We start from the raw sequence: 26,346 nt of genomic DNA, 5'->3' as shown, positions 1-26,346 counted from the left end.
CGGCCTTATCGCCGGCAAGCCAGCTCCCACAGGTACTGCACAGTACTCCAGCCCTGTGTAATACCTGTGGGAGCTGGCTTGCCAGCGATAGGGCCAGCACTGCCCCAGCAGATTCACCACACAATCGCTTTATCACGACAAATGGCCACAGGGCAGTTATTTCAACGCCTGCAGCGCGCTAAGCCGCTGTTTTCTCTCGCCAGATTTGCATTCGCCCAGTGATTAACGCTGGCCAAATGCCGCCTCAAATGGGAACCTTTAGGGCCTTGGAGACGTCCACTCCCCTGCAACCCGCTTCGGTTGGGGGCTGGTTTCATCAGCATTTTCGGGCCCGACGGGGTTCGGCTCATGGCCAGATCGCAGCCTTCGGTTTGCATCTGGCTGCTACTCGCGAACACACCACCCGCCGCCACCCCTGGCCGGCAACCAAGAAGTGTGCTCGCCGACAACACAAGGAGTCTGCCTGTGGCTAAAGGCTACGGTAAAGGGCTGTTGGGATGGGCCGCCGTGCTCGTCATCCTGGCCCTGCTGGTCCACTGGATCGGCATCGACACGATCGCGCGGTATCGCGACGATCTTGGGTTCTACCTGCAAGCGCACCTGGTATTGGTGCTGGCTTCGATGGCGGCGGCACTGGCCGTGGGCATCCCCGCCGGCATTGCGCTCAGTCGGCCGCACCGGGTCGACAAAGCCGAGCGCTTCATGCAGTTCTTCAACGTTGGCAACACCATTCCCCCCCTGGCCGTTCTGGCCATCGCCCTGAGTATCCTGGGCATCGGCGCCGGGCCGGCGATCTTCGCACTGTTCCTCGCCTCCCTCCTGCCCATCGTGCGCAACACCTACGAAGGCCTGAAAAACGTCCCCGCCTCGCTCAAGGAAGCCGCCACGGGCATTGGCATGACCCCACGCCAGCAACTGTGGCAGGTCGAGCTGCCCAACGCCGTGCCAATCATTGTCGGCGGTGTTCGCGTGGCCCTGGCCTTGAACGTGGGCACCGCACCGCTGGCATTCTTGATTGGCGCCAATAGCCTGGGCAGCCTGATCTTCCCCGGCATCGCCCTGAACAACCAGCCCCAGCTGCTGCTGGGGGCCGCCTGTACCGCACTGCTGGCCCTGCTACTGGACGCGGCGGTGAGTTTCTCCAGCAAGCGCTGGCTGGAACGTGGCCTGGCCCACTAAGGATAGGGAACGCATGAAGAAAACAATCGCCTTGCTGCTGGGCGCGGCCCTGCTGTTCGCAGGATTTGCCCAGGCAGCGGAAAAGCCCCAGATCCGCATCGGCGCGCGGGTGTTCACCGAACAGACCGTACTGGCCGAAATCACCGCGCAGTACCTGCGTGCCAACGGTTTCGACGTGCGCGTCACCACCGGCCTGGGTAGCAACATCGCGCGCCAGGCCCAGGAAACCGGCCAGCTCGACCTGATGTGGGAATACACCGGCGTATCGCTGGTGTCGTACAACCACATCGAAGAACGCATGCCCAGCGCCGCAGCCACCTACGCCAAGGTCAAGGCGCTGGACGCGAAAAAGGGCCTGGTCTGGCTGACCCCGTCGAAGTTCAGCAACACCTACGCCTTGGGCCTGCCCAAGCAAGTGGCCGAGGCCTATCCGCAGGTCAACAGCATCAGCGACCTCAACCAGGTACTGCGTGACGAAACCGAGCGCAAGCACCTGGTGGCACTGGACACCGAGTTCGCCAACCGCCCCGATGGCCTGGTCGGCCTGAAAGCGATGTACGACCTGCAACTGGGCCGCGCCAACATCCGCCAGATGGACGCGGGCCTGGTCTACACCGCCATGCGCAACAACCAGGTGTTCGCCGGCCTGGTGTACACCACCGATGGCCGCCTGAGCGCCTTCAACCTGAAGCTGCTGGAAGACGACAAGCACTACTTCCCTGACTACACGGCCGCGCCGGTGGTGCGCAAGGCCGTGCTCGACGCCAACCCGCAGCTGGCGGGGCTGCTCAAGCCGCTGGCCGAGCAACTGGACGATGAAACCATGCGCCAGCTCAACGCCAAGGTCGATGTCGAGCACCAGAACCCGACCGCCGTGGCCGCCGCCTTCCTGCGCGATCACCCACTGACCAGCGAGGGCCAGCCATGAACCTGATCGATACCTTCAACCACCTCGACTGGGCCCAGGTACTGAACCTGACCGGCCAACACATCATGCTGGTCGGTGTGGCCGTGGGCCTGGCGATTCTGGTGGGCGTGCCGCTGGGCATCCTCATGACCCGCTTCCCGGCCCTGGCCGGCCCGCTGCAGGCCAGCGCCACGGTACTGCTGACCATCCCGTCGATCGCCCTGTTCGGCCTTTTGCTGCCGCTTTACTCCAAATTCGGCCAAGGCCTCGGGCCGCTCCCGGCGATTACCGCCGTGTTCCTGTATTCGCTGTTGCCGATCATGCGCAACACCTACCTGGCCCTGACCAATGTCGAACCCGGCATCCGCGAAGCCGCGCGCGGCATCGGCATGACCTTCGGCCAGCGCCTGCGCATGGTCGAGCTGCCCATCGCCGTACCGGTGATCCTCGCCGGCGTGCGTACCGCCGTGGTGATGAACATCGGCGTCATGACCATTGCCGCCACCATCGGCGCCGGCGGCCTTGGCGTGCTGATCCTGACCTCCATCAGCCGCAGCGACATGTCGATGCTGCTGGTCGGCGCGGTACTGGTCAGCCTGCTGGCCATCATCGCCGACCTGCTGCTGCAAACCCTGCAACGTGCCCTGACTCCAGAAGGACTGCGCTCATGATCGAACTGAAGAACCTCAGCAAAACCTTCAACGTCAACGGCAAGGACGTCAAAGCCGTCGACGCGGTAAGCCTCACCGTCAACGAAGGGGAAATCTGCGTGTTCCTCGGCCCATCGGGCTGCGGCAAAAGCACCACGCTGAAAATGATCAACCGTCTGATCACGCCAACCTCGGGCCAGGTGTTCATCAATGGCGAGGACACCACCGGGCTCGACGAAGTGACCCTGCGCCGCCACATCGGTTACGTGATCCAGCAGATCGGCCTGTTTCCCAATATGACCATCGAAGAGAACATCACCGTGGTGCCGCGCCTGCTCGGCTGGGACAAGCAGAAATGCCACGAGCGTGCCCGCGAACTGATGCACATGATCAAGCTCGAGCCCAAACAGTACCTGCAACGCTACCCGCGCGAGCTTTCCGGTGGCCAGCAACAGCGTATCGGCGTGATCCGCGCGCTGGCGGCCGATGCGCCGGTGCTGTTGATGGACGAACCGTTCGGCGCGGTCGACCCGATCAACCGTGAAATGATCCAGAACGAATTCTTCGAAATGCAACGGGCGCTGAACAAGACCGTGATCATGGTCAGCCACGACATCGACGAAGCGATCAAGCTTGGCGACAAGATTGCCATCTTCCGTGCCGGCAAGTTGCTGCAGCTGGACCACCCGGACACCCTGCTGGCGCACCCGGCAGACGAGTTCGTGAGCAACTTCGTAGGCCAGGACAGCACCCTCAAGCGCCTGCTGCTGGTGCGCGCCGAAGATGCGGCAGACAACGCCCCGGCGGTCAGCCCGGAAACGCCGGTAAGCGATGCGCTGGAACTGCTCGACGAGCACGACCGCCGCTACGTGGTGGTCACCGACGCGCAGAACAAGGCCCTGGGCTATGTACGCCGGCGGGACATGCACCGCCAGCAGGGCACCTGTGGTGACTTCCTGCGCCAGTTCAACGCCACCGCCTCGCACGACGAGCACCTGCGCATCCTGCTGTCGCGCATGTACGAGTTCAACCGGGCGTGGCTGCCGGTGCTGGATGCCGAGCAGGTGTTCCTCGGCGAGGTGACCCAGGAGTCGATTGCGGCGTACCTGAGTTCCGGCCGCTCACGCGGCGCCAAGACCAGCATCGTCTCCCCGGCCGAGGCGGTGGCATCGTGAGGAGCGCTGCCCACTGATGCGCAGCAAGGTGCGCATACGGGTTTCCCGCACCTGAAACGTCGCATCCGTTGGTCGGTAACAAAAAATTTATGCGCGATTTTCGGTACGTAGGTACCAGAAAAGCGTGGCCATAAATATGAACACCTGCGGTGCCATCGGCCATCAGGCTGCTGCCACAGGGTAGGTCAAAACCCTGTAGCAGCGGCTTCACCCGCACATGGGCCGGCGTGGTCCATTCCACAATTTTTTACGCTTGAAACACCACCGGGAACATCAGCCGGTCATATGAGTCGTTTATTCAAACGACAGGTGGCCGATCAACGCCGATCACGCCAGGATTGCCTGTTGATTCTGCATTCTTCACGCCCTAAAGTGCGCGCCGAACGTCCATGCTGGAAACGATCCATCCGGCTCAAGTACTGAGTAGGCGAACCAAAGTGGGGATACGGAGGACGTTCAGCTTGCAGCCACTTAATCTTTCAGTTTGCCCATGGAGTCCCTGAGCATGTCGATCCAGGTCGAAGACTATTTCGCGCGTGATACCTTCCAGAAAATGAAGGCGTTCGCCGACAAGCAGGAAACCCCGTTCGTACTCATCGATACCCAGATGATCAGCCAGGCCTACGACGACCTGCGCGCCGGTTTCGAATTCGCCAAGGTCTACTATGCGGTGAAGGCCAACCCGGCCGTCGAGATCATCGACCTGCTCAAGGAGAAAGGTTCGAGCTTCGACATCGCCTCGATCTACGAGCTGGACAAGGTGTTGGGCCGCGGCGTCAGCGCTGACCGCATCAGCTATGGCAACACCATCAAGAAGTCCAAGGACATCCGCTACTTCTACGAGAAGGGCGTGCGCCTGTATGCCACCGACTCCGAAGCCGACCTGCGCAACATCGCCAAGGCCGCCCCGGGCTCGAAAGTGTACGTGCGTATCCTCACCGAAGGCTCGACCACTGCCGACTGGCCGCTGTCGCGCAAATTCGGCTGCCAGACCGACATGGCCATGGACCTGCTGATCCTGGCCCGCGACCTGGGCCTGGTGCCCTACGGCATCTCCTTCCACGTCGGTTCGCAACAGCGCGACATCAGTGTGTGGGACGCCGCCATCGCCAAGGTCAAGGTGATCTTCGAGCGCCTGAAGGAAGAAGACGGCATCGAACTGAAGCTGATCAACATGGGCGGTGGCTTCCCGGCCAACTACATCACCCGTACCAACAGCCTGGAAACCTATGCCGAAGAGATCATTCGCTTCCTCAAGGAAGACTTCGGTGACGAGCTGCCGGAAATCATCCTCGAACCTGGCCGTTCGCTGATTGCCAACGCCGGCATCCTGGTCAGCGAAGTGGTGCTGGTTGCACGCAAGTCGCGTACCGCCGTCGAGCGCTGGATCTACACCGACGTGGGCAAGTTCTCCGGCCTGATCGAAACCATGGACGAAGCCATCAAGTTCCCGATCTGGACCGAGAAGAAAGGCGAAACCGAAGAAGTGGTCATCGCCGGCCCTACCTGCGACAGCGCCGACATCATGTACGAGAACTACAAGTACGGCCTGCCGCTGAACCTGGCCATTGGTGACCGCCTGTACTGGCTGTCGACCGGTGCCTACACCACCAGCTACAGCGCCGTGGAATTCAACGGCTTCCCGCCGCTGAAGGCCTACTACCTGTAATGCACAACGGGGCCGCGAGGCCCCGTTTTCATGTGTGCAGATGCCGAGATCAGCGCTGTCGAGGTGGGAGCCGGCTTGCCGGCGATTGGGCCAGCACAGGCAACTTCAAGCCTCGCGCCGTTCAATTTCCTCGGCATAGCGCGCGGCAAACGCCATGAGCACCGGCCCCGCGCCCTGCAGGGTCACCAGCGCCGCACGCAGGAAATTCAGGTTACCCTCGACCCGCGCACGCTCCAGCCAAGGCGCAGCCTCGGCCACCTGGCCACGCTCGACCAGCACCAGCCCCAGGCTGAACATGCCGCGAAAATCCCCTGCCTCGGCCGACCGGCGATACCAGCGCACCGCACGCGCTGGGCTGGGCGCGGTGGCAATGCCCTGCTCCAGATAGCGCCCGTACAGGTTCATCGACTTGGCATGCCCCTGCTGTGCGGCCTTCTCATAGCACATCAGCGCCTGCGCCTGGTTGGCCGGCACACCACGCCCGGTGGCCAGCAGGTTACCCAGGTTGTACAGCCCCCAAGCAAGCCCGGCATCGGCGGCGCGGGCATAGTGCACGGCGGCTTGCGCCAGGTTTACCGCGCCGCCCCAGCCATGCTCCAGGCAACGCCCGAGCATGTTATGTGCCATGGCGTTGCCACCTTGCGCGGCAATGGCAAACCAGCGCCGGGCAACCTCGGCGTCGGCTTCTATCCCGCGCCCATCGAGCAGGATCTGCCCGAGCAGCAACTGCGCTTCGACCACGCCCTGCCCCGCCGCTGCCAGGATGGCCTGGGCCGCCTTGCCCGGGCTTTGCTCAAGCATGGCCCGCAACCCGGCCACGTCCAGCACTTCCTCACGCCGCAACTGATAGCCCACGGTCAGACCTCGGCCCAGCGGCGCAGCAGGTTGTGGTAGGTGCCCGTCAGTTGCAGCAACGCAGGGTGTTCTGGCACATCGGCCGTCAGTTGCTGGATGGCATTGTCCATTTCGAACAGCAGCGCGCGCTGGCTGTCCTCACGCACCAGGCTCTGGGTCCAGAAGAAGGCGGCATAGCGCTGCCCGCGGGTAACCGGGTTGACCTTGTGCAGGCTGGTGCCGGGGTAAAGCACCAGGTCACCGGCCGCCAGCTTGACCTGCTGCTCACCATAGGTGTCCTGAATGACCAGTTCCCCCCCGTCGTAGCTGCCCGGGTCACTGAGAAACAGCGTGGACGACAGGTCGGTACGCACGCGCTCGGGGCTGCCCTTGGGCTGGCGCAGGGCATTGTCGATGTGAAAGCCGAAATTGCCGCCCTCGCGGTAGCAATTGATCAGTGGCGGGAACACCTTGTGCGGCAACGCCGCCGAAAGGAAGCGCGGGGTTTTCCACAGGCGATCGATCAGCGCGGTGCCGATTTCCTTGGCCAGCGGGTGCCCTTCTGGCAGTTGCAGGTTGTGCTTGGCCTTGGCCGACTGGTAACCGGCAGTCACCTTGCCATCGGCCCAGTCAGCCTGCTCCAGGGCCTCGCGAATACGGGCCAGTTCGTCAGCGGCGAACAGGCCTGGGATGTGCAACAGCATGGCAAGGTTACCGTCGGGAACTGTAAAGGCCCAATGATATTGATTCCCTTTTGCGCTACACAAGCCTTTTCGCCGCTTACGACGTTTCAGCCGAATGGAAACTTAAGGGCAAATTGTAAAGATTGTAAATTCTTCACGAATGGTAACGAATCTCAATTGTTAGTCACAATCGCTTACATTAGTATCCGCCGCCTCACCACCTTGGGGAAGGTTTCCAGCAATGCGCCAGTCCGTACCATCTGCAGTAAGCTCACCGCGTCTGATCGTTAGCGCCATAGGCATCGCGCTTGGCGCATCGTCGGCCTACGCCGCCGACCCAGCGGCCAGCAGTGCCATCACCCTGGATGCCACCAGCGTGAACGGCAAGGCTGAGCAGGCCAGCAGCGACTACAAAACCGAGCGCGCAGCTTCGCAGAAGTACACTGCACCATTGGTGGACACCCCGCGCTCGGTCACGGTGATTCCGCAACAGGTGATCAAGGATACCAATGCCCTGACCCTGCAAGACGCGCTGCGCACCGTGCCAGGCATTACCTTCGGCGCCGGCGAAGGTGGCAACCCGCAAGGCGACCGCCCGTTCATTCGCGGTTTCGATGCCCAGGGCGACACCTACCTGGACGGCGTGCGCGACACTGGCGCACAAACCCGCGAAATCTTCGCCATCGAGTCGGTTGAAGTGGCCAAGGGCCCGAACTCCGCCGTGGGTGGCCGCGGGGCAGCGGGGGGTACCATCAACCTGGTGAGCAAGCGCGCGCACTTGGGCAACTCGCTGGACGGTGCCTGGACCTGGGGTAGCGACCAGACCCAACGCTATACCTTCGACGGTAACTACCAATTCAGCGACACCGTGGCCGGCCGCCTGAACCTGATGACCCATGAAAGCAACGTCGCCGGCCGCGACAAGGTGAACTACGACCGCTGGGGCATCGCCCCGTCGCTGGCCTTCGGCCTGGGCACGCCGACCCGCGTCAACCTCGACTACTACCACCTGGAAAGCGACGACCTGCCGGATTCGGGCATCCCGTACAGCATCCCGGTGGCTGGCAGCGCTGCCCGTACTTCGGCCCACCCGAGCAAGCCGGATGATGGCGGCGACAGCGACAACTTCTATGGCCTGAGCGGTCGCGACTTCCGCAAGAGCCGGGTGGATATCGCCACCTTCGCCATCGAACACGACCTGACCGACACGCTGACCGTGAAGAACACCCTGCGCCACGGTAACAGCATGCAGGACTACATCCTCACCCAACCGGACGACAGCAAGGGCAACGTCAACAACGGCAGCGTCTGGCGCCGGGCCAACACCCGCGTTGGCAACACCGCCACCACCACCAACCAGACCGACCTGTTTGGCGAGTTCTACCTGGGCGGCATGAAGAACAGCTTCTCCACCGGCATCGAGCTGAGCCGCGAAGAAAGCGACCGCTCCAGCTACACTGTCAACACCAACACCGGGCTGAATGCATCCGTGTGCAACCCCAGCCTGATCGGCGCCAACAGCGGCTACAACTGCACCTCGCTGAGCAACCCGAACCCGGATGACCCGTGGAACGGCAGCATCGCCCGCAACTACGCCGGCACCGACACCAAGAGCGACACCCGCGCCCTGTATGTATTCAACACCCTTGAGTTGTCGCCTGCATGGCTGGTGAACATGGGCCTGCGTTACGACCACTTCGATACCCAGTACCGCACCTATGACGCTGCTGGCGCCACCGTGGTCAATGCCAAGGGCGTAGCCGCCAAAGGCAAGGATACCAGCGAGTTCGTCACCGGCCAGCTGGGCCTGGTGTGGAAACCGGCCGACAACGGCAGCGTCTACGTGTCCTACGCCACCTCTGCTACCCCACCGGGTGCAATGCTGGGCGAAGGCATGGAGGCCAACCCCCTGGGCAACACCACCGACCGTGCCGGCAACCTGTTGAGCAGCGACATGGAGCCGGAAGAAACCACCAACTACGAAATCGGCACCAAGTGGGACCTGCTCGACCAGCGCCTGTCGCTGACCGCCGCGCTGTTCCGCACCGAGAAGGAAAACGCGCGCGTTCAGGTGGATACCACAAGCTACGAGAACGTCGGCGAAACCCGCGTGCAGGGTATCGAACTGTCGGCCAGTGGCAAGATCACCGCCAAGTGGCAAGTGTTCGCTGGCTACACCTACATGCAGGCCCGCCAGATCGACGGCGGCCCGCTGGGCAAGGCCAACGACGGCAACCAGTTGCCGAACACCCCGAACAACAGCGCCAGCGTGTGGACCACCTACGCGATTACACCAAAACTGACCGTGGGGGGCGGTGCGTTCTACGTGGATGACGTGTACGGCAGCGTAGCCAACACCACCATGGTCGACAGCTACGTGCGCTACGACGCCATGGCTGCCTACAAGCTGACCAAGAACATCGACCTGCAATTGAACGTGCAGAACCTGACCAACGAGGTTTACTACGACAAGGCCTTCTCTACCCACTTCGCCAACCAGGCGGCTGGCCGCACGGCACTGCTGACCACCAGCGTGCACTTCTGATGCCGGGATTGGCTTGATCTGTTGAATGGGCTGCGCCTGTACCGGCCCTCTTGCGGCTGCCCCCCGCCTGTAGGAGCGGCTTTAGCCGCGAAGAGGCCGGTACAGGCACTATACAACCCTATAAACAACAGCCGCCCCGACCCCGTTCATTCCCTATGAGCGGGGCTTTTGCGTATCAAGGCATAATGCACGCCGCGCAGCATGCGGCAGAAACACAAGGTGATGATGTGGTGAAGAAGACGCTGTTCCAATTGCACTGGTTCTTTGGCATCACCGCTGGCCTGGTGCTGGCCTTGATGGGCATTACCGGAGCACTGTACTCGTTCCAGGAAGAACTGCTGCGCGCCTTCAATGCCGACGTGCTGAAGGTCGAGGTACGCGCCGAAGGCGTACTGCCGCCAGCCGAGCTGGTGCAACGGGTCGAAGCCCAGCAACACGAGCAGGTGTCGATGCTGTGGGTGGATGTGCGCGAAGGCAATGCCGCCCGTATCGTCTTCATGCCCGCACCGGGCGAACGCCGTGGCCTGCTGCGCTACGCCGACCCGTACACCGGCGAGCTCAAGGGCGAAGTGGCCGGGCAAGGCTTCTTCAACCTCATGCTCACCCTGCACCGCTTCCTGGCGATGGGTGATACCGGCCGGCAGATCACGGGCGCTTGCACCCTGCTGCTGGTGTTTTTCTGCCTGTCCGGCCTGTACCTGCGCTGGCCGCGCAAGGCGCTGAACTGGCGCACATGGCTGACCTTGGACTGGGCCAAGAAGGGCCGCGCCTTCAACTGGGACCTGCACGCCGTGGCCGGCACCTGGTGCCTGCTGTTCTACCTGCTGTTTGCCCTGACCGGGCTGTTCTGGTCCTACGAGTGGTACCGCGAAGGCCTGAACAGGCTGCTGGCCGATGCCCCGGCCGCTGGCCAGCAGCACAAACGCGGTGAGGGCCGAGGCCGCCACGGGCCGCAAAAGGTCGACCCCAATGCGCCGCCGCGGGTGGTCGACTACGATGCCATCTGGGCCAGCCTCAAACAGGCTGCCGGGCCCGGGCTGGCGGCGTACAACCTGCGCCTGCCACCGGCAGGTGGTCAGCCGGCCAACCTGTTCTACCTGCTGGACAGCGCCGACCACCCACGGGCCTTCAACACCCTGGTGCTGGACCCGGCCAGCGGCCAGGTCCAGCGCCAGGAGCGCTATACCGACAAATCCTTCAAGGCCCAACTGCTGCAAAGCGTCTACGCCCTGCACGTGGGTGAATACTTTGGCCTGCCGGGGCGCATCATCGTCACCATCGCCAGCCTGACCATGCCGCTGTTCTTCGTCACCGGCTGGCTGCTGTACCTCGACCGCCGCCGCAAGAAGCGCCAGGTGCGCGCCGCTCGCGGCAGCGTTGCCAGCAACAGTGGCAACGGCGACAGCTGGCTGATCGGTTTCGCCAGCCAGAGCGGCCTGGCCGAGCAACTGGCTTGGCAGAGCGCCGGCCAGTTGCAGGCAGCCGGCCTGCCGGTGCAGGTCCGCGCCCTGGCCGAGCTGGGTGAGGCAGACTTGCGCCAGGCCCGCCGCGCGCTGTTTGTAGTCAGCACCTTCGGCGACGGCGAAGCCCCCGACAGCGCGCGCGCCTTCGAGCGCAAAGTGCTTGGGCAACCCTGGGCGCTGAACAACCTCAGCTACGCCCTGCTCGCCCTTGGCGATCGCCAGTACCCGCACTTCTGCGGTTTCGCCCGCCGCCTGCAAGCGTGGCTCGCCGAGCGCGGGGCCAACAGCGCGTTCAGCCCGGTGGAAGTGGACAATGCCGACCAGGCTGCCCTGCAGCAGTGGCAGCAAGCACTGGCGCAGCTGACCGGGGCCCAGCCAGTGGCCGCCTGGCAACCGCCAAGTTTCGCCAACTGGACGCTGGTGCAGCGCAAGCTGCTCAACCCCGGCAGCCAGGGCCAGCCGGTCTACCTGCTCGGCCTGCAACCGCAAACCCCGGTCAGTTGGGAGGCTGGCGACCTGGTGGAGGTGCTGCCACTCAATGGTCCACCGCGGGTCGCCGCGTTCCTCAAGGGCATGGCGGTCGATGCAACCACAGCGGTGCAGGTCAATGGCCTGAGTGAAACCCTGGCCCAGGCGCTGGCCGGTCGCCAGTTGCCCACGCGCCGTGATCACCTGATCGGCCTGCAGCCGCAGGCGCTGGTCGATGCCCTGGTGCCGATTGGCAGCCGTGAATACTCCATCGCCTCGATCGCCAGCGATGGCGTACTCGAGTTGATCGTGCGCCAGGAGCGCCACGCCGATGGGCACCTGGGCCTGGGTTCCGGCTGGTTGACGGAGTACCTGCCGCTCAATGGCACGCTGAGCCTGCGCCTGCGCCGCAACAGCAGCTTCCACCTGCCGGGCCACGCCGCACCCATGATCCTGATCGGCAACGGCACTGGCCTGGCCGGCCTGCGCAGCCTGCTGCGGGCGCGGGTGAATGCGGGGGAGCAGCGCAACTGGCTGCTGTTCGGTGAGCGTAATCGCGCCCATGACCTGTTGTGTGGTGAAGAGCTGCAAGGCTGGCTGGCCAACGGCGACCTGGCACGGCTGGACCTGGCGTTCTCTCGCGATCAAGCCGAGAAAGTGTATGTGCAGGATGTGTTGCTGCAGCAGGCCGAGGCGTTCAAGCGTTGGCTGGCAGAGGGTGCGTGTGTGTATGTCTGCGGCAGCCTGCAAGGCATGGCTTCGGGGGTGGATGCGGCGCTCAATGGCATCCTTGGGGAGGCTGCTGTGCAGCAGTTGATCGAGGATGGGCGGTATCGGCGGGATGTGTACTGATCAGCCTTTGATGTAGCCGGCACTGGCCTCTTCGCGGGTGAACCCGCTCCTACATCGGTCGTTGTAGGAGCGGGTTTACCCGCGAAGAGGCCGGCCCTGCTGTCAGTGCAGCTCGAAGGTATCGGCATCCAGGTTGGCCGGGAACTTGGTGCGGTACGCCGCCAGCTCCGCCGCACTCAGCACCACGGTAAACACCCCGTCCGCCTCACCGGCACTCAGCAGGCTTTCACCCTGGAAATCCAGCACCTGGCTGTCACCGGAATAAGCAAAGCCCTTGCCGTCCGTACCCACCCGGTTCACCGCCGCCACGTAACACAGGTTCTCGATGCCCCGCGCCGGCAACAGGCGGTTCCAGTGCTGGCGGCGAGCGGCCGGCCAGTTGGCGGTGTACAGCAGCAGGTCGGTGTCCTGGGCGTCGCGGCTCCATACCGGGAAGCGCAGGTCGTAGCAGATCAGCGGGCGAATCCGCCAGCCCTTGAGCTCGAACTGCACCTGGCGCTCGCCCGGGGTGTAATGCTTGTGTTCGCCCGCCATGCGGAACAGATGGCGCTTGTCGTAGTGCAGAATCTCGCCATCCGGGCGCGCCCACAGCAGCCGGTTGCGGTGGCTGCCATCGGCCGCCTGCACGATCACGCTTCCGGTAATCACCGCGTTGTACTTTTTCGCCTGCGCCTTGAGCCATTTGTAGGTGGGGCCGTTCTCAGGCTCGCACAGGCTTTCCGATTGCATGGAAAACCCCGTGGTGAACATCTCTGGCAGGATCACCAGGTCCACTTCACCGGCCTGCTCAAGCAGTACCTCGAAGTGCGCGTAATTGGCCTCGCGGTCATGCCAGGCAAGGGTAGTCTGCACCAGGGCGATTTTCAGGTTCGGCAATGTGCTCAGATCGCGCATAGTTTTTCCGCTGCCTGGCGCAGCGTCTCCTCTCGTTTGGCAAAGCACAGGCGCACCAGGCGTTGCTCGGGGATGGGTTGCTGGTAGAACACCGACACCGGAATGGTCGCTACGCCGTGCTCACGGGTCAGCCACAGCGCCATGTCGACATCATTCAGGTCCGGGCGTATGTGCGAATAGTCCACCAGCTGGAAATAAGTGCCCGCCGTGCGGGTAAAGCGCAATCGCGAACCCTCCAGCAAGCCGCAGAACAGGTCGCGCTTGGCCTGGTAAAAGGCCGGTAACTCATCGATGTGCTCCGGGTGCTCAGCCATGAAGTCGGCCAACGCGCACTGCAACGGGGTGACGCCGCAAAAGTTGACGTACTGGTGCACCTTTCGCAGTTCGGCGCTCAGCGCCGGCGGGGCGATCACGTAACCGGTCTTCCAGCCGGTGACGTGGTAGGTCTTGCCGAACGAACTGACCACGAAGGCGCGCGGGTACAGCCGCGCATGGGCCAGCACGCTGGCGTGGCGTACCCCATCGTAGACCAGGTGCTCGTAGACCTCGTCGCTGACCAGGTAAATATCCCGGTCGGCGATCAGCTGCGCCAGCTGGTCGAGGTCTTCGCGGGTGATCAGGGCGCCGCTGGGGTTGTGCGGCGAATTGAGGATGACCATGCGCGTGCGCGGGCTCAGGGCATCGCTGAACTTCTGCCAGTCGATGCGGAAGTCGCCGTCGCTCAATTGCACATGCACGCAACGGCCACCGGCCAGCTCCACCGAAGGCGCGTAGCTGTCGTAGCACGGATCGAAGACGATCACCTCGTCACCGGCATGCACCACCGCCTGGATGGCGCAGAAGATCGCCTCGGTGGCGCCGGGGGTGATGGTCACTTCCTGGTCGGCATCCACCTGCGCGCCATACAGCCGCGCAACCTTGGTCGCCACCTGCTGGCGCAGGGCCGGCAGGCCGGTCATCGGCGAATACTGGTTATGCCCGGCGGCCACATGCCGGCCGACTGCATCGAGCAGCGCCTGCGGGCCGTTGAAATCGGGGAAGCCTTGCGACAGGTTGAGCGCGCCGGTCTGCACGGCGAGCTGGGACATGGTGGTGAAGATGGTCGTGCCGACATTCGGCAGTTTGCTGCGGATCATGGAGCCCTCTTTCCTGGGGACTGAGAGCTATAAGCTACAAGCTACAAGCTACAAGCTACAAGCTACAAGCTACAAGATAAAGCAGCGAGAAACGCGGTCTGCTTTTACTTGCGGCTTGCAGCTTGCAGCTTGCAACTGGTCAACGCTTGTCGCGGCGCTTCTTCTCGGCCTTCTTGTGGTGCGACATCAGGCGGCGCTTCTTGTTGACCTGGCGGTCTGTGAGGGTGTTCTTCTTGCCCTCGTACGGGTTCTCACCGCCCTTGTATTCGATGCGGATCGGCGTGCCGACCAGCTTCAGCACACGGCGGTAGGTGTTTTCCAGGTAGCGCGAGTACGACTTCGGAATCTTCTCGGTCTGGTTGCCATGGATCACGATCAGCGGCGGGTTGGCCCCGCCGAGGTGGGCATAGCGCAGCTTGATGCGACGACCGTTGACCAGCGGTGGCTGGTGCTCGCTCACCGCATCTTCGAGGATTTGCGTCAGGCGGCTGGTCGGCCAGCGGGTGACCGCCGACTTGAAGGCAGCCTGCACCGACTTGTACAGGTTGCCCACGCCAGTGCCATGCAAGGCGGAAATGAAGTGGATGTCGGCGAAATCGACGAAGAACAGCCGGCGCTCCAGCTCGGTCTTGACGTAGTCACGCTCGCCCGGCTGCATGCCGTCCCACTTGTTCAGGGCAATGACGATCGCGCGCCCGGCTTCCAGGGCAAAGCCCAGCAGGTTCAAGTCGTGGTCGACCACACCTTCGCGGGCGTCCATGACGAAGATCACCACGTTGGCGTCCTTGATCGCCTGCAGCGTCTTCACCACCGAGAACTTTTCGACTTCCTCGTGGATCTTGCCACGCTTGCGCACACCGGCAGTGTCGATGAACGTGTACTTCTCGCCATCGCGCTCGAAGGGAATGTAGATACTGTCGCGGGTGGTGCCCGGCTGGTCGTACACCACCACACGCTCTTCACCGAGCATGCGGTTGACCAGGGTCGACTTGCCGACGTTCGGGCGGCCGATGATGGCGATCTTGATGCCATCCTTTTCGCTCGGGCCGGGAATGCGCACCGCTTCTTCGCCTTCGGCGACGTCGGCGTCCAGGGCTTCTTCGACCTGGTCGCGCGGCAGGTGGCCGAGCACGGCTTCCATCAGCGCGTTGATACCGCGGCCCTGGGAGCCGGCTACCGGAATGGCGTTGCCCATGCCCAGCGGCGAGAACTCGGCGCGGGCCACGTCGGCGTCGATGTTGTCGATTTTGTTGGCGACCAGAATCGCCTCTTTGTTGCGCTTGCGCAGGTGCTCGGCAATCATCTGGTCGGCGGCGGTCATGCCGGCGCGGGCATCGACCAGGAACAGGACGTAGTCGGCCTCCTCGATGGCCATGAGCGACTGCTCGGCCATTTTCTCGTCCATGCCCACTTCGTCACCGGTGATACCGCCGGTGTCGATCAGGATGAAGGAACGACCCTGCCAGCTGGCATCACCATACTGGCGGTCACGGGTCAGGCCCGACAGGTCACCGACGATGGCATCGCGGGTCTTGGTCAGGCGGTTGAACATGGTGGATTTGCCGACGTTCGGGCGGCCCACCAGGGCAATTACGGGAACCATCGGCTCTCCACTCTCGAATTCTTGAAAATGCAAAGGCCGCTGCAAGGCAGCGGCCGGAGTACGGGCGGCGCTTCCTGCGCCGCGGCTTGAAGCCCGCCAAGGCTTCAAGCATAGCTTCAGCGGATGGTCAGTGCCTCGAGCTTGCCGCTGTTGCCGAAGACATAGATGGTGTCACCGACCACAAGTGGGCGGGCGCGCAGGCCATCGCTGTCGATACGCTCACGGCCCACGAAGCGACCATCGACCTGGCTCAGCAGGTGCAGGTAACCTTCGAAGTCGCCCACGGCCACGTAGCTGGAATACACTTCCGGCGCAGAGAGCTGGCGACGGGCCATGCTGTCGTTGGACCACAGGGCGCTGGAAGTGCGCTCGTCGACACTTTCGACAGTGCCTGAAGCTTCGCTGACGTAAACGTTACCGAAGCCCTGGGCGACACCCACGTAGCTGGAGGCATCACGCTGCCACAGCACACGGCCGCTTTCCAGGTCCAGGCCCGCTACGCGGCCCTGGTAAGTGCTGACATACAGGGTTTGACCAGACAGCAGCAGGCCGCCATCGATGTCGACCACGCGCTCCAGCTCGGAACGGCCCTGGGGAATGGCCACGCGGCTTTCCCACACCGGCACGCCGTTGTTGATGTCCACCGCCACCACCTTGCCGGTCGACAGGCCGGCAATGGCCAGGCGGTTGGTGACGATCGGCGCACCGGTGCCACGCAGGGTCAGTACGGCCGGGGTGTTTTCGTAGATCCAACGGCGGTCGCCGGTAGCGGCGTCCAGGCCAATCAGGCGGTCGTCCTGGGTCTGCACCACGACCACGTCACCGTTGTTGGCAGGCGGGGCCAGCACTTCGCTGGTCACACGGGAGCGCCAGCGCTCTTCACCGGTGCTGGAATCCAGGGCAATGACTTCACCCTTGAGGGTGCCGAGCATGACCAGGCCGTAACCCACGCCCACGGCGCCGGAAACCGGCAGCTCCAGGTCCTTGTTCCAGACCACGTCGCCGGTGATGCGATCGAGGGCATAGACGTCGCCGTGGACGTCGGAAGCGTAGATGCGGTCGTTCTCGATGGCCGGTACCAAGGTGTTGTAGGTTTCACCCTGGCCGTCACCGATCGAACGGCTCCACTGCTTCTTCAGCACCACTTCCTCGGTGAACTTGGTCAGCTCGGCCGGGGGCAGTTCCTTCTTGCTGTTGCTGCTGCAACCTGCGGCCAGTACGGCCAGGGTCAGCACTGCTGCATGTTTCCAACCGATCACTTACGCGTCCCCTTTAGCCAGGTCATCCAGCTTCAATTGCAGGCCACCGACTGCGGCGTCATCGGACAACGCAGCCTTGGCTTTCTCGTAAGCGCTGTGCGCGTCGCTGGCGCGACCCAGTTGTACCAGCAGGTCACCCTTCAACTCTTCACGGCTGGCCAGGAACGCCTTGTCGGCATCACCGTCAAGCAGCTTCAGGGCGTCTTCGGCCTTGTTCTGGGCGGCCAGCACGCGAGCCAGGCGCTGGCGCGAGATTTCGCCCAGGGTGGCATCGGCAGGCTTGTCCAGCACACCTTTGAGCTCGGCGGCGGCGTCGTCGAGCTTGCCGCTCTCGACCGCGACCTTGGCCACGAACAGGCTACCGTACTGGGCATAGGCCGTACCGCCAAACTCGCTCTTGAGCTTGCCGGCCAGTTCCGCGACCTTGGTGGCGTCGGGCTGACCGCTTGGCGTCAGGCTGGTTTCGAGCAGGGCCTGGTACAACTGCGAGGCCCCTTGCGACTGGTTGTTCTGGTACTTGTGCCAGGTATTCCAGCCCAGCACCACCACACCTGCCAGCAATGCGCCGGTCAGCAGCGGCTTGCCATTGCGGTTCCACCAGTCCTTGACCCCTGCCAGGTCATCATCATCAGTACTCGACACCCCAATACTCCTTTTCGCCTATTCGTTGTTGAACCGCGTTACGCCTGCGTGATCGCGGTTTCCAGGTGCTCGGCAAGAGCATCCCAGGCAATGTTCTGTTGCTCACCCTGGCCACGCAGGGGCTTCAAGCCGATGACTTGCTTGGCCAGTTCGTCGTCACCGAGGATCAGGGCGAACAGCGCACCGCTTTTATCGGCTTTCTTGAACTGGCTCTTGAAACTGCCGCCGCCGGCGTTGACGGCCAGGCGCAAGCCCGGCAAACGGTCGCGCAAACCTTCGGAAAGGCGCAGCCCGGCCAGCTCGGCCTGCTCGCCAAAGGCACACAGGTAGACGTCGACAGTACGGCTGATGGACTCCGGCACCTTGCCCAGGGTTTCCAGCAGCAGGATCAGACGCTCGATACCCATGGCGAAACCAACGCCGGTGGTCGGTTTGCCGCCCATCTGCTCGACCAGGCCGTCGTAGCGGCCACCGGCACACACGGTGCCCTGGGCGCCGAGCTTGTCGGTCACCCACTCGAATACGGTCTTGCTGTAGTAGTCCAGGCCACGCACCAGCTTGGTGTTGATCACGAACGGAATGCCGGCGGCCTCCAGGCGAGCCTTGAGGCCCTCGAAGTGCACGCGTGAAGGTTCGTCCAGATAGTCTTCCAGCTTGGGCGCCCCAACCAGCACCGCCTGGGTGTTCTGGTCCTTGCTGTCGAGAATGCGCAGCGGGTTGCTTTTCAGGCGGCGCTGGCTGTCTTCATCCAGCTGCTCCAGGCGTGCGGACAGGAACTCGACCAGCGCATCACGGTAGCGGGCGCGGGCCTCGCTGGTGCCGAGGCTGTTGAGTTCGAGCTTTACCGCGTCCTGAATGCCCAACAGGCCCCACAGGCGCCAGGTCAGCATGATCAGCTCGGCGTCGATGTCCGGGCCGTCGAGGTTGAACACTTCCACGCCAATCTGGTGGAACTGCCGGTAACGGCCCTTCTGCGGGCGCTCGTGGCGGAACATCTGGCCGATGTACCACAGTTTCTGCACCTGGCCGTTACCGGTAATGCCGTGCTCGAGCACGGCACGCACGCAGGCGGCGGTGCCTTCAGGGCGCAAGGTCAGCGAGTCGCCATTGCGGTCCTCGAAGGTGTACATCTCTTTTTCGACGATATCGGTCACTTCGCCGATCGAGCGCTTGAACAGCTCGGTGAACTCGACGATCGGCGTGCGGATCTGGCTGTACCCGTAGGTGTCCAGCAGGCCGGCGACGGTGCCTTCGAAGTAGCGCCACAGCGGCGACTGTTCTGGCAGGATGTCGTTCATGCCACGGATGGCTTGCAGCGATTTGCTCACGAAAAGTCCTTACGAATTCTGTGTGTCAGCCACGGACGATCAGCGCCGCGTCGGCTTCGGCCTTTTCGGCCGCTTTCTGGCGGATGAGTTTTTCCAGCTCATCGACCAGGTTGTCGTTGGTCAGTTTCTGCGCCGGCTTGCCGTCGATGTAGATCAGGTTCGGCGTACCGCCAGTCAGGCCGACATGGGCTTCCTTGGCTTCACCCGGGCCGTTGACCACGCAACCGATCACTGCCACGTCCAGCGGTACCAGCAGGTCTTCCAGGCGCCCTTCCAGCTCGTTCATGGTCTTGACCACATCGAAGTTCTGCCGCGAGCAGCTCGGGCAGGCGATGAAGTTGATGCCGCGCGAGCGCAGGTGCAGCGACTTGAGGATGTCGTAGCCGACCTTCACTTCTTCGACCGGGTCGGCCGCCAGCGAGATGCGAATGGTATCGCCAATGCCTTCGGCCAGCAGCATACCGAGGCCGACGGCGGATTTCACCGTGCCTGAACGCAGGCCACCGGCTTCGGTGATACCCAGGTGCAGCGGCTGCACGATCTGCTTGGCCAACAGGCGGTAGGCCTCAACGGCCATGAACACGTCGGAGGCCTTGACGCTGACCTTGAAGTCCTGGAAGTCGAGGCGGTCGAGGTGCTCGACATGGCGCAGGGCCGACTCGACCAGCGCGGCCGGGGTTGGCTCGCCGTACTTCTTCTGCAGGTCTTTTTCCAGCGAACCGGCGTTGACCCCGATGCGGATCGGGATGCCGCGGTCGCGAGCAGCGTCGACCACTGCGCGTACGCGGTCTTCGCGGCCGATGTTGCCCGGGTTGATGCGCAGGCAATCGACGCCCAGCTCGGCCACCCGCAGGGCGATCTTGTAATCGAAATGGATATCGGCTACCAGCGGCACGCTCACCTGTTGCTTGATCTTGCCGAAGGCTTCGGCGGCGTCCATGTCTGGCACCGATACGCGCACTATGTCGACGCCGGCATCGACCAGGCGCTGGATTTGCGCCACGGTGGCGGCCACATCGTTGGTGTCGGTGTTGGTCATGCTCTGCACCGCGATGGGGGCATCACCACCCACCGGCACATTGCCGACCCAGATTTTGCGGGATTCGCGACGTTTGATCGGAGATTCGCCGTGCATGACTTACTGTCCCAACTTCAGGCGAGCAGTCTCGCCACTGGTGAACGGGGCAACATCGACGGTCTGGCCGTTGTAGCTGACCTGGGCGCCCCGGGCGAAGCCCAGGCGTACCGCGAACGGCGGCTTGCCGGTCAGTTCGAGGTTGTCCCCTTTGCGCTTGATGGCGCTGAACAGCACCTTGCCGTTGCCGTCGGAAACCTGGGTCCAGCAATCGGCGGTGAACTGAATGGCGACCTTGCCGCTACCGGGCGGCGCTGGCACAGGCTCACTGGCGGCGACCGCCGCGGCAGGGGCCGCAGGCGTGGCGGTGGCCGGCGCGGCCGTAGCGGGAGATACCGGGGCCACCGGGGTGCTGGCGGCTGCCTGCACTGGCGCCTGCTGGGCGGTTGCCGCCGCAGCGGCTGGCGCCGTGGCTGTACCGGCCGCCGGCTGCTCGCCAGCTGCAGCGGGTTGTTCGCCCGTGCCCTGCGCCAGCGGCAGCGGTGCAGTCTCAGCCTGCTGGCCGGCAGTAACGGCCTGGTCTTCAGGCTCATCGAGCGGGTGGATCTGGGTGGTGCCGTCGGCGCTTTCGACTTCCACATGCTCCAGGGCCATCTTGGCCAGGTCCTTGCCACGCAGGCTGCCCTGGTCCTGCCACCAGACGAAACCGCCACCGACCACGGCGAGCAGCAACAGCAGGCTGACGCCGCGCAGGATATTGTGCGACAGGCGCGATGGCTCTTCGATGCGGCCCAGCGAATGCACGTCGCTGCCCTTGGCGTGGGTACCGGTGTAGCGGTCGAAGGCATCGACCAGCGCAGCCTGGTCCAGGTCCAGTAGCTTGGCGTAGGCACGTATGTAGCCACGGGCAAATGTATGCCCGGGCAGCTTGTCGAAGGCGCCGGTTTCCACGTGGTTCAGCGAACTGACAGTGAGGTTTAGCTTGCGGGCCACCTCGGCTTGCGACCAGTCCCGTTTCTCACGGGCCAGGCGCAAAAGCTCACCGGGGTTCTGGCCAGGCGCTACTGCTACTTCGGGATGCGCGGCGTTCATCGTTGCTCCGACAGGTATTGCTGATATTCCGGCGTACCGGGATAAAGTCGTTGTAATTGCTGGCCCGTTTCGGCCAGTGCGCCCTGCTCGTCGAATACCCTGGCAAGGCGGCTGCCCAGCAGCAGGCTACGGGCATCGTGCGCGCTCAGCTCGCTGAAACGATCGTAGTAGTCCCGGGCCGGCACATAATGCCTGTTTTCGTAGGACAACTCAGCCATTTCCAGCAACGCCCTGGGTTGCCGCTGGTTGAGCTGCAATGCTTTCACCAGGTAGGCCTGCGCCTGCTCGCGGCGCTCGAGCCTCAAGGCAGTCAGGCCAAGGTTCTCGTACACGCGCGAGCGCTCAGGATACAGGGTATCGGCACTGGCCAGGCGAAACATCTGCTCGGCCTCGGCAAATCGCCCCTGAGCATAAAGGAAACTGCCGTAGTTGTTGCGAATTCGCGTATTGCCGCCGCTGCTTTGCAGGGCCTTGCGAAAGTGTGTTTCGGCCAGCGCCGGCTCACCTTCGGCCTGGAACACCAGGGCCAGGGCCGCGTGCGCATCGGCATCGCTGCTGTCCAGGGCCAGGGCCTTGCCCAGTGGCGCCTTGGCCTGTTCGGTCAAACCCTGTTGCAAATAACCCAGCCCAAGCTGCACGTAGGCCCGCCCCGCTTCGACCCTGCCCTGGCGGCTGCCCAGCGGGTCGCTCGCGCCGCCCGACACGCAGCCGGCCAGCAGCGAAAGCGCAAGGATCGACAGCGCGGCGCGCAGGCTCATGGGCAAGGTCCCGGTCAGTGGCTGGCGGCGCTGTCTTGCAGCTCGACATCCGCAGACAGTTGGCGCACAGCGATATAGCGCTCACTGCGGCGCGTGCGGTCGTTGACCTGCCCCACCAACTGGCCGCAGGCAGCGTCGATGTCGTCGCCACGGGTAGTACGGGTGGTCACGTTGAAACCACCGTGGTGCAGCAGGTCCTGGAAACGACGAATGGCATTGTTGCTAGGCCGCTCATAGCCCGAATGCGGGAACGGGTTGAACGGGATCAGGTTGATCTTGCACGGCACGTCGCGCAGCAGCTCGATCATTTGCGCGGCATGCTCTGGCTGGTCGTTGACGTCCTTGAGCAGGGTGTACTCGATGGTCAGCACGCGCTTGCCGCCCAGGGTGGCCATGTAGCCCATGCACGATTCCAGCAGCATTTTCAGCGGGTACTTCTTGTTGATCGGCACCAGCTTGTTGCGCAGTTCGTCGTTAGGGGCGTGCAGCGACAGTGCCAGCGACACGTCGATGTGCTTGGCCAGTTCGTCGATCATTGGCACCACGCCCGAGGTGGACAAGGTGACACGACGCTTGGAAATGCCGTAGCCGAGGTCATCCATCATGATTTTCATGGCGGCGATGACGTTGTCGAAGTTCAGCAGAGGCTCGCCCATGCCCATCATCACCACGTTGGTAATGGCGCGGTCGATTTTGGCAGGGACGGTCCCGAAGGATTTGTTGGCAAGCCACACCTGGCCGATCACTTCGGCGGCGGTGAGGTTGCTGTTGAAGCCTTGCTTGCCGGTGGAGCAGAAGCTGCAGTCCAGGGCACAGCCGGCTTGCGACGATACGCACAGGGTGCCGCGGTCGTCGGTAGGAATGTAGACGGTTTCGACGCAGCTGCCGGAGGCAACGCGGATCACCCACTTGCGGGTGCCGTCGGCGGAAATGTCTTCACTGACCACTTCCGGGGGGCGAATTTCGGCAACGGCCTCGAGCTTCTCGCGCAAGGCCTTGCCAACGTTGGTCATGGCCGCAAAATCGGACACGCCAAAATGGTGAATCCATTTCATCACCTGGCCGGCGCGGAAGCGCTTCTCCCCGATAGAGTCGAAGAATTGTTCCATTTCCGGCTGGGTCAGGCCCAACAGGTTGATTTTGCCAGTAGATGTCGTCATGGATTCACCCTCACCCGTAAGCTTTCGCTTAGCGAGTGGTTACCTCGGTAGCAGCGAAGAAGTAAGCGATTTCGCGAGCAGCAGCAGCTTCGGAGTCCGAACCGTGAACGGCGTTGGCGTCGATGGACTCGGCGAAGTCGGCGCGGATGGTGCCAGGAGCAGCTTCTTTAGGGTTGGTAGCGCCCATCAGCTCACGGTTCTTGGCGATGGCGTTTTCGCCTTCCAGGACCTGAACAACAACCGGACCGGAAGTCATGAAGGCAACCAGGTCACCGAAGAAGCCGCGCTCGCTGTGCTCAGCGTAGAAGCCTTCAGCTTCGGCTTTGGACAGTTGCTTGATTTTCGAGGCAACGATTTTCAGGCCGGCTTCTTCGAAACGGGTGGTGATCTTGCCGATGACGTTTTTGGCAACGGCGTCAGGCTTGATGATCGAGAAGGTACGTTGAACAGCCATGGAAAACTCCAGAATATGAGTGTTACGAAAAATTAAACCCGCGAATTATACGCGGGTTCGAGGGGATTGCCTAACCTGCACGCAACGCTTAGTCGGCTTCGTCAATCCAGGCGGCCTGGATTGCCTCAAGCACTTTCTCACCGCCGCGTGACGGATCGTCGCTGAACTCTGGCAATGCCAGCACCCAGCGGTGCAGGTCGACGAAATTCACATATGTAGGATCGACGTCCGGCTTGCTTTCTGCAAGCTGGATGGCGATTTCAAGTACATCAACCCATTTCAGACTCATGTACAGGCCCTCAGTGCGGTGCTTCGGCAGCGTGGTTCAGCGAATACTTGGGGATCTCGATGGTCAGGTCCTGGTCGGCGACCACCACCTGGCAACCCAGGCGCGACTGCGCCTCCAGGCCCCAGGCCTTGTCCAGCATGTCCTCTTCCAGTTCATCGGCTTCTTCGAGCGAATCGAAACCTTTGCGAACAATACAGTGGCAGGTGGTACAAGCCTTGACGCCGCCACAGGCGCTCTCCATCTCGATGTGATGGTCGTGGGCCAGCTCCAGGATGTTGGTCCCGGCTGGTACATCCACGGTCAGGCCTTCAGGGCAGAACTTCTCATGCGGCAGGAAGGTTACCAGCGGCATCGATTACTCCTCGATCTCATTCAGGTTGCGCCCGGCCAGTGCGGCTTTGACCGTCGAATCAAGGCGACGGGCGGCAAATGCGTCGGTCACCTGCGACAGACGCTTGGTCTGTTGCTCGATGGCTGCGCCATCGGTGCCCGCCAGCAAATCACGTAGTTCTTGCATCTGGAATTCGATGGCGTCGCGCTCGTCACTGCTGAGCAAGCGTTCGCCGTCGGCGTCCAGGGCGCCCTGCACCGCTTCGAGCAGGCGCTCGGCGTCCACCTGGTGCTCGCGCAACTGGCGGGCGTGCTTGTCGGAACCGGCGTGTTCGAACGAGTCCTTGAGCATGCGGGCGATTTCGCCGTCGGTCAGGCCGTAGGACGGCTTGACCTGGATGCTGGCTTCCACGCCCGAACCCAGCTCGCGCGCGGCGACGCTGAGCAGGCCGTCGGCATCCACCTGGAAGGTAACGCGGATTTTTGCCGAGCCGGCGACCATGGCCGGAATGCCACGCAGCTCGAAGCGCGCCAGCGAGCGGCAGTCGCTGATCAGTTCACGCTCGCCTTGCAGCACGTGGATCATCATGGCCGTCTGGCCGTCTTTGTAAGTGGTGAACTCCTGGGCACGCGCCACCGGGATGGTGGTGTTGCGCGGGATCACCTTCTCCATCAGCCCGCCCATGGTTTCGAGGCCAAGCGACAGCGGAATGACATCGAGCAGCAGCAGTTCGCCACCTTCGCGGCGGTTGCCGGCCAGGGTGTCAGCCTGAATCGCGGCGCCGATGGCCACCACCTGGTCCGGGTCGATCGAGGTCAGCGGCGTGCGGCCAAACAGCGCACCCACCGCATCGCGCACACGCGGCACACGGGTTGAGCCACCGACCATGACCACGGCACTGACTTCGTCCATTTCAACGCCGCTGTCGCGCACCGCGCGGCGGCACGCCTTGAGGCTGCGGGCGATCATCGGCTCGATCATGGCGTCGAAGGCGACACGGCTCAGCTCACCTTGCCAGGCGCCATGGCTGACATTGACGACGTCGGCGTCAGTCAGGGCCTCTTTGGCCGCGCAGGCAGTCTGCAGCAGTGCGCGCTGGGTGGCCGGGTCCAGGTCGGAGGAGAGACCGGCCTGCTCGATGATCCAGCCGGCGATGGCATGGTCGAAATCGTCGCCGCCCAGGGCGGTGTCGCCGCCGGTGGCCAGCACTTCGAACACACCGGCAGTCAGGCGCAGGATGGAAATGTCAAAGGTACCGCCGCCCAGGTCATAGATGGCCACCACGCCTTCAGCGTTCTGGTCCAGGCCGTAGGCCACGGCAGCGGCGGTCGGCTCATTGAGCAGGCGCAGCACGTTCAGGCCTGCCAGGCGTGCAGCGTCTTTAGTCGCCTGGCGCTGAGCGTCGTCGAAATAGGCTGGCACGGTGATCACCGCGCCTACCAGCTCGCCACCCAGGGTCGCTTCGGCCCGTTCACGCAGCACCTTGAGGATGTCTGCGGACACTTCGACCGGGCTTTTCGGGCCCTGCACGGTATCGATGAACGGCATGTGCGACTCACCGCCGACAAAACGGTAAGGCAGCTGCTCGCCCAACTGCTTGACGTCGGCAACGCCGCGCCCCATCAGGCGCTTGACCGACAGCACGGTGTTCAGCGGGTCGCTGGAAGCGGCCTCACGCGCGGCCTGCCCCACCTCGATACGCCCGTCGAGGTAGCGTACCGCGGACGGCAGAATGACGTTACCCTGCGCATCGGGCAGGGGCTCGCTGCGGCCGCTGCGCAATGCGGCGACCATGGAGTTGGTGGTACCCAGGTCAATGCCCACCGCCAGGCGACGCTGGTGCGGTTGGGGGGTTTGACCGGGTTCGGCAATCTGCAGTAGGGCCATGCTTATCTGAGTA

Annotated in this window: 23 protein-coding genes; 7 read left to right on the top strand and 16 right to left on the bottom strand. The window is 63.3% G+C overall.

Features of this window, described 5'->3' with window-relative positions; translation table 11 throughout:
* The first annotated feature begins 465 nt into the window (after positions 1–465).
* The 5 genes from GEV39_RS04180 (at position 466) to GEV39_RS04160 (ending at position 5,580) form a co-directional block, all read left to right on the top strand.
* Positions 466–1,179 (top strand): ABC transporter permease, encoded by a 714-nt coding sequence (locus GEV39_RS04180; protein ID WP_173887660.1) that lies wholly within the window; start codon positions 466–468, stop codon positions 1,177–1,179.
* Between the two features lie 13 nt (positions 1,180–1,192).
* Complete coding sequence (locus GEV39_RS04175) at positions 1,193–2,107, top strand: glycine betaine ABC transporter substrate-binding protein (protein WP_173887659.1); 915 nt, start codon at positions 1,193–1,195, stop codon at positions 2,105–2,107.
* Complete coding sequence (locus GEV39_RS04170; protein ID WP_029885069.1) at positions 2,104–2,757, top strand: ABC transporter permease; 654 nt, start codon at positions 2,104–2,106, stop codon at positions 2,755–2,757. Before GEV39_RS04175 ends, GEV39_RS04170 begins: the two co-directional genes overlap by 4 nt.
* The gene (locus GEV39_RS04165; protein ID WP_110680044.1) at positions 2,754–3,911 is read left to right on the top strand and encodes an osmoprotectant ABC transporter ATP-binding protein OsmV; all 1,158 of its coding nucleotides are present in this window, start codon (positions 2,754–2,756) and stop codon (positions 3,909–3,911) included. Before GEV39_RS04170 ends, GEV39_RS04165 begins: the two co-directional genes overlap by 4 nt.
* A 505-nt stretch (positions 3,912–4,416) precedes the next feature.
* The gene (locus GEV39_RS04160) at positions 4,417–5,580 is read left to right on the top strand and encodes a type III PLP-dependent enzyme (RefSeq protein ID WP_029885071.1); all 1,164 of its coding nucleotides are present in this window, start codon (positions 4,417–4,419) and stop codon (positions 5,578–5,580) included.
* 105 nt (positions 5,581–5,685) lie between these two features.
* On the opposite strand, the gene GEV39_RS04155 is transcribed toward GEV39_RS04160, so the two are convergent.
* Complete coding sequence (locus GEV39_RS04155; protein ID WP_029885072.1) at positions 5,686–6,435, bottom strand: tetratricopeptide repeat protein; 750 nt, start codon at positions 6,433–6,435, stop codon at positions 5,686–5,688.
* Positions 6,436–6,437: 2 nt separating this feature from the next.
* On the bottom strand, positions 6,438–7,118 hold the full coding sequence (locus tag GEV39_RS04150) for a Fe2+-dependent dioxygenase (protein WP_029885073.1): 681 nt from the start codon (positions 7,116–7,118) through the stop codon (positions 6,438–6,440).
* Between the two features lie 220 nt (positions 7,119–7,338).
* Here GEV39_RS04150 and GEV39_RS04145 point away from each other — a divergent pair, with 220 nt between their 5' ends.
* Together GEV39_RS04145 and GEV39_RS04140 are read left to right on the top strand one after the other, a co-directional pair.
* Positions 7,339–9,642: a TonB-dependent receptor gene (locus GEV39_RS04145; RefSeq protein WP_173887658.1), complete on the top strand. Its 2,304-nt coding sequence runs from the start codon at positions 7,339–7,341 to the stop codon at positions 9,640–9,642.
* A gap of 227 nt (positions 9,643–9,869) precedes the next feature.
* The gene (locus GEV39_RS04140; protein ID WP_173891646.1) at positions 9,870–12,425 is read left to right on the top strand and encodes a PepSY domain-containing protein; all 2,556 of its coding nucleotides are present in this window, start codon (positions 9,870–9,872) and stop codon (positions 12,423–12,425) included.
* Between the two features lie 102 nt (positions 12,426–12,527).
* On the opposite strand, the gene GEV39_RS04135 is transcribed toward GEV39_RS04140, so the two are convergent.
* The 14 genes from GEV39_RS04135 to hscA all read right to left on the bottom strand — a co-directional run bounded on the left by GEV39_RS04135 (position 12,528) and on the right by hscA (position 26,333).
* Complete coding sequence (locus GEV39_RS04135; RefSeq protein ID WP_029885485.1) at positions 12,528–13,319, bottom strand: amidohydrolase; 792 nt, start codon at positions 13,317–13,319, stop codon at positions 12,528–12,530.
* Positions 13,307–14,455, bottom strand: coding sequence for a pyridoxal phosphate-dependent aminotransferase (locus GEV39_RS04130; protein WP_173887657.1), 1,149 nt, complete (start codon positions 14,453–14,455; stop codon positions 13,307–13,309). Before GEV39_RS04130 ends, GEV39_RS04135 begins: the two co-directional genes overlap by 13 nt.
* Positions 14,456–14,594: 139 nt before the next feature.
* On the bottom strand, positions 14,595–16,058 hold the full coding sequence (gene der / locus GEV39_RS04125) for a ribosome biogenesis GTPase Der (RefSeq protein ID WP_009682028.1): 1,464 nt from the start codon (positions 16,056–16,058) through the stop codon (positions 14,595–14,597).
* Positions 16,059–16,174: 116 nt separating this feature from the next.
* On the bottom strand, positions 16,175–17,317 hold the full coding sequence (gene bamB / locus GEV39_RS04120; RefSeq protein ID WP_009682029.1) for an outer membrane protein assembly factor BamB: 1,143 nt from the start codon (positions 17,315–17,317) through the stop codon (positions 16,175–16,177).
* Positions 17,318–17,959: a tetratricopeptide repeat protein gene (locus GEV39_RS04115; protein ID WP_009682030.1), complete on the bottom strand. Its 642-nt coding sequence runs from the start codon at positions 17,957–17,959 to the stop codon at positions 17,318–17,320.
* Between the two features lie 38 nt (positions 17,960–17,997).
* A complete protein-coding gene (gene hisS, locus GEV39_RS04110) occupies positions 17,998–19,287 on the bottom strand; it encodes a histidine--tRNA ligase (protein ID WP_173887656.1) in 1,290 nt (429 codons plus the stop codon).
* Between the two features lie 25 nt (positions 19,288–19,312).
* Positions 19,313–20,422, bottom strand: coding sequence for a flavodoxin-dependent (E)-4-hydroxy-3-methylbut-2-enyl-diphosphate synthase (gene ispG / locus GEV39_RS04105; RefSeq protein WP_173887655.1), 1,110 nt, complete (start codon positions 20,420–20,422; stop codon positions 19,313–19,315).
* Positions 20,423–20,425: 3 nt separating this feature from the next.
* Entirely contained in the window at positions 20,426–21,454 is a 1,029-nt protein-coding gene (locus GEV39_RS04100) for a RodZ domain-containing protein (protein ID WP_173887654.1), read from the bottom strand.
* Positions 21,451–22,212, bottom strand: coding sequence for a type IV pilus biogenesis/stability protein PilW (pilW, locus tag GEV39_RS04095; protein ID WP_173887653.1), 762 nt, complete (start codon positions 22,210–22,212; stop codon positions 21,451–21,453). Before pilW ends, GEV39_RS04100 begins: the two co-directional genes overlap by 4 nt.
* Positions 22,213–22,226: 14 nt before the next feature.
* On the bottom strand, positions 22,227–23,372 hold the full coding sequence (gene rlmN / locus GEV39_RS04090) for a dual-specificity RNA methyltransferase RlmN (protein ID WP_009682035.1): 1,146 nt from the start codon (positions 23,370–23,372) through the stop codon (positions 22,227–22,229).
* Positions 23,373–23,400: 28 nt separating this feature from the next.
* Positions 23,401–23,826 (bottom strand): nucleoside-diphosphate kinase, encoded by a 426-nt coding sequence (ndk, locus tag GEV39_RS04085; protein WP_009682036.1) that lies wholly within the window; start codon positions 23,824–23,826, stop codon positions 23,401–23,403.
* A gap of 88 nt (positions 23,827–23,914) precedes the next feature.
* Positions 23,915–24,115: a Fe-S cluster assembly protein IscX gene (iscX, locus tag GEV39_RS04080; RefSeq protein ID WP_173887652.1), complete on the bottom strand. Its 201-nt coding sequence runs from the start codon at positions 24,113–24,115 to the stop codon at positions 23,915–23,917.
* 10 nt (positions 24,116–24,125) lie between these two features.
* Positions 24,126–24,467: an ISC system 2Fe-2S type ferredoxin gene (fdx, locus tag GEV39_RS04075; protein WP_023533300.1), complete on the bottom strand. Its 342-nt coding sequence runs from the start codon at positions 24,465–24,467 to the stop codon at positions 24,126–24,128.
* Between the two features lie 3 nt (positions 24,468–24,470).
* A complete protein-coding gene (gene hscA, locus GEV39_RS04070; RefSeq protein WP_173887651.1) occupies positions 24,471–26,333 on the bottom strand; it encodes a Fe-S protein assembly chaperone HscA in 1,863 nt (620 codons plus the stop codon).
* Between the last annotated feature and the right edge of the window lie 13 nt (positions 26,334–26,346).

This window comes from Pseudomonas sp. NY5710 (assembly GCF_013305665.1).
Lineage (GTDB): Bacteria > Pseudomonadota > Gammaproteobacteria > Pseudomonadales > Pseudomonadaceae > Aquipseudomonas > Aquipseudomonas juntendi.
Note: the sequence above shows the minus strand (reverse complement) of the source record. Positions and strands in the feature narration are given on the sequence as shown.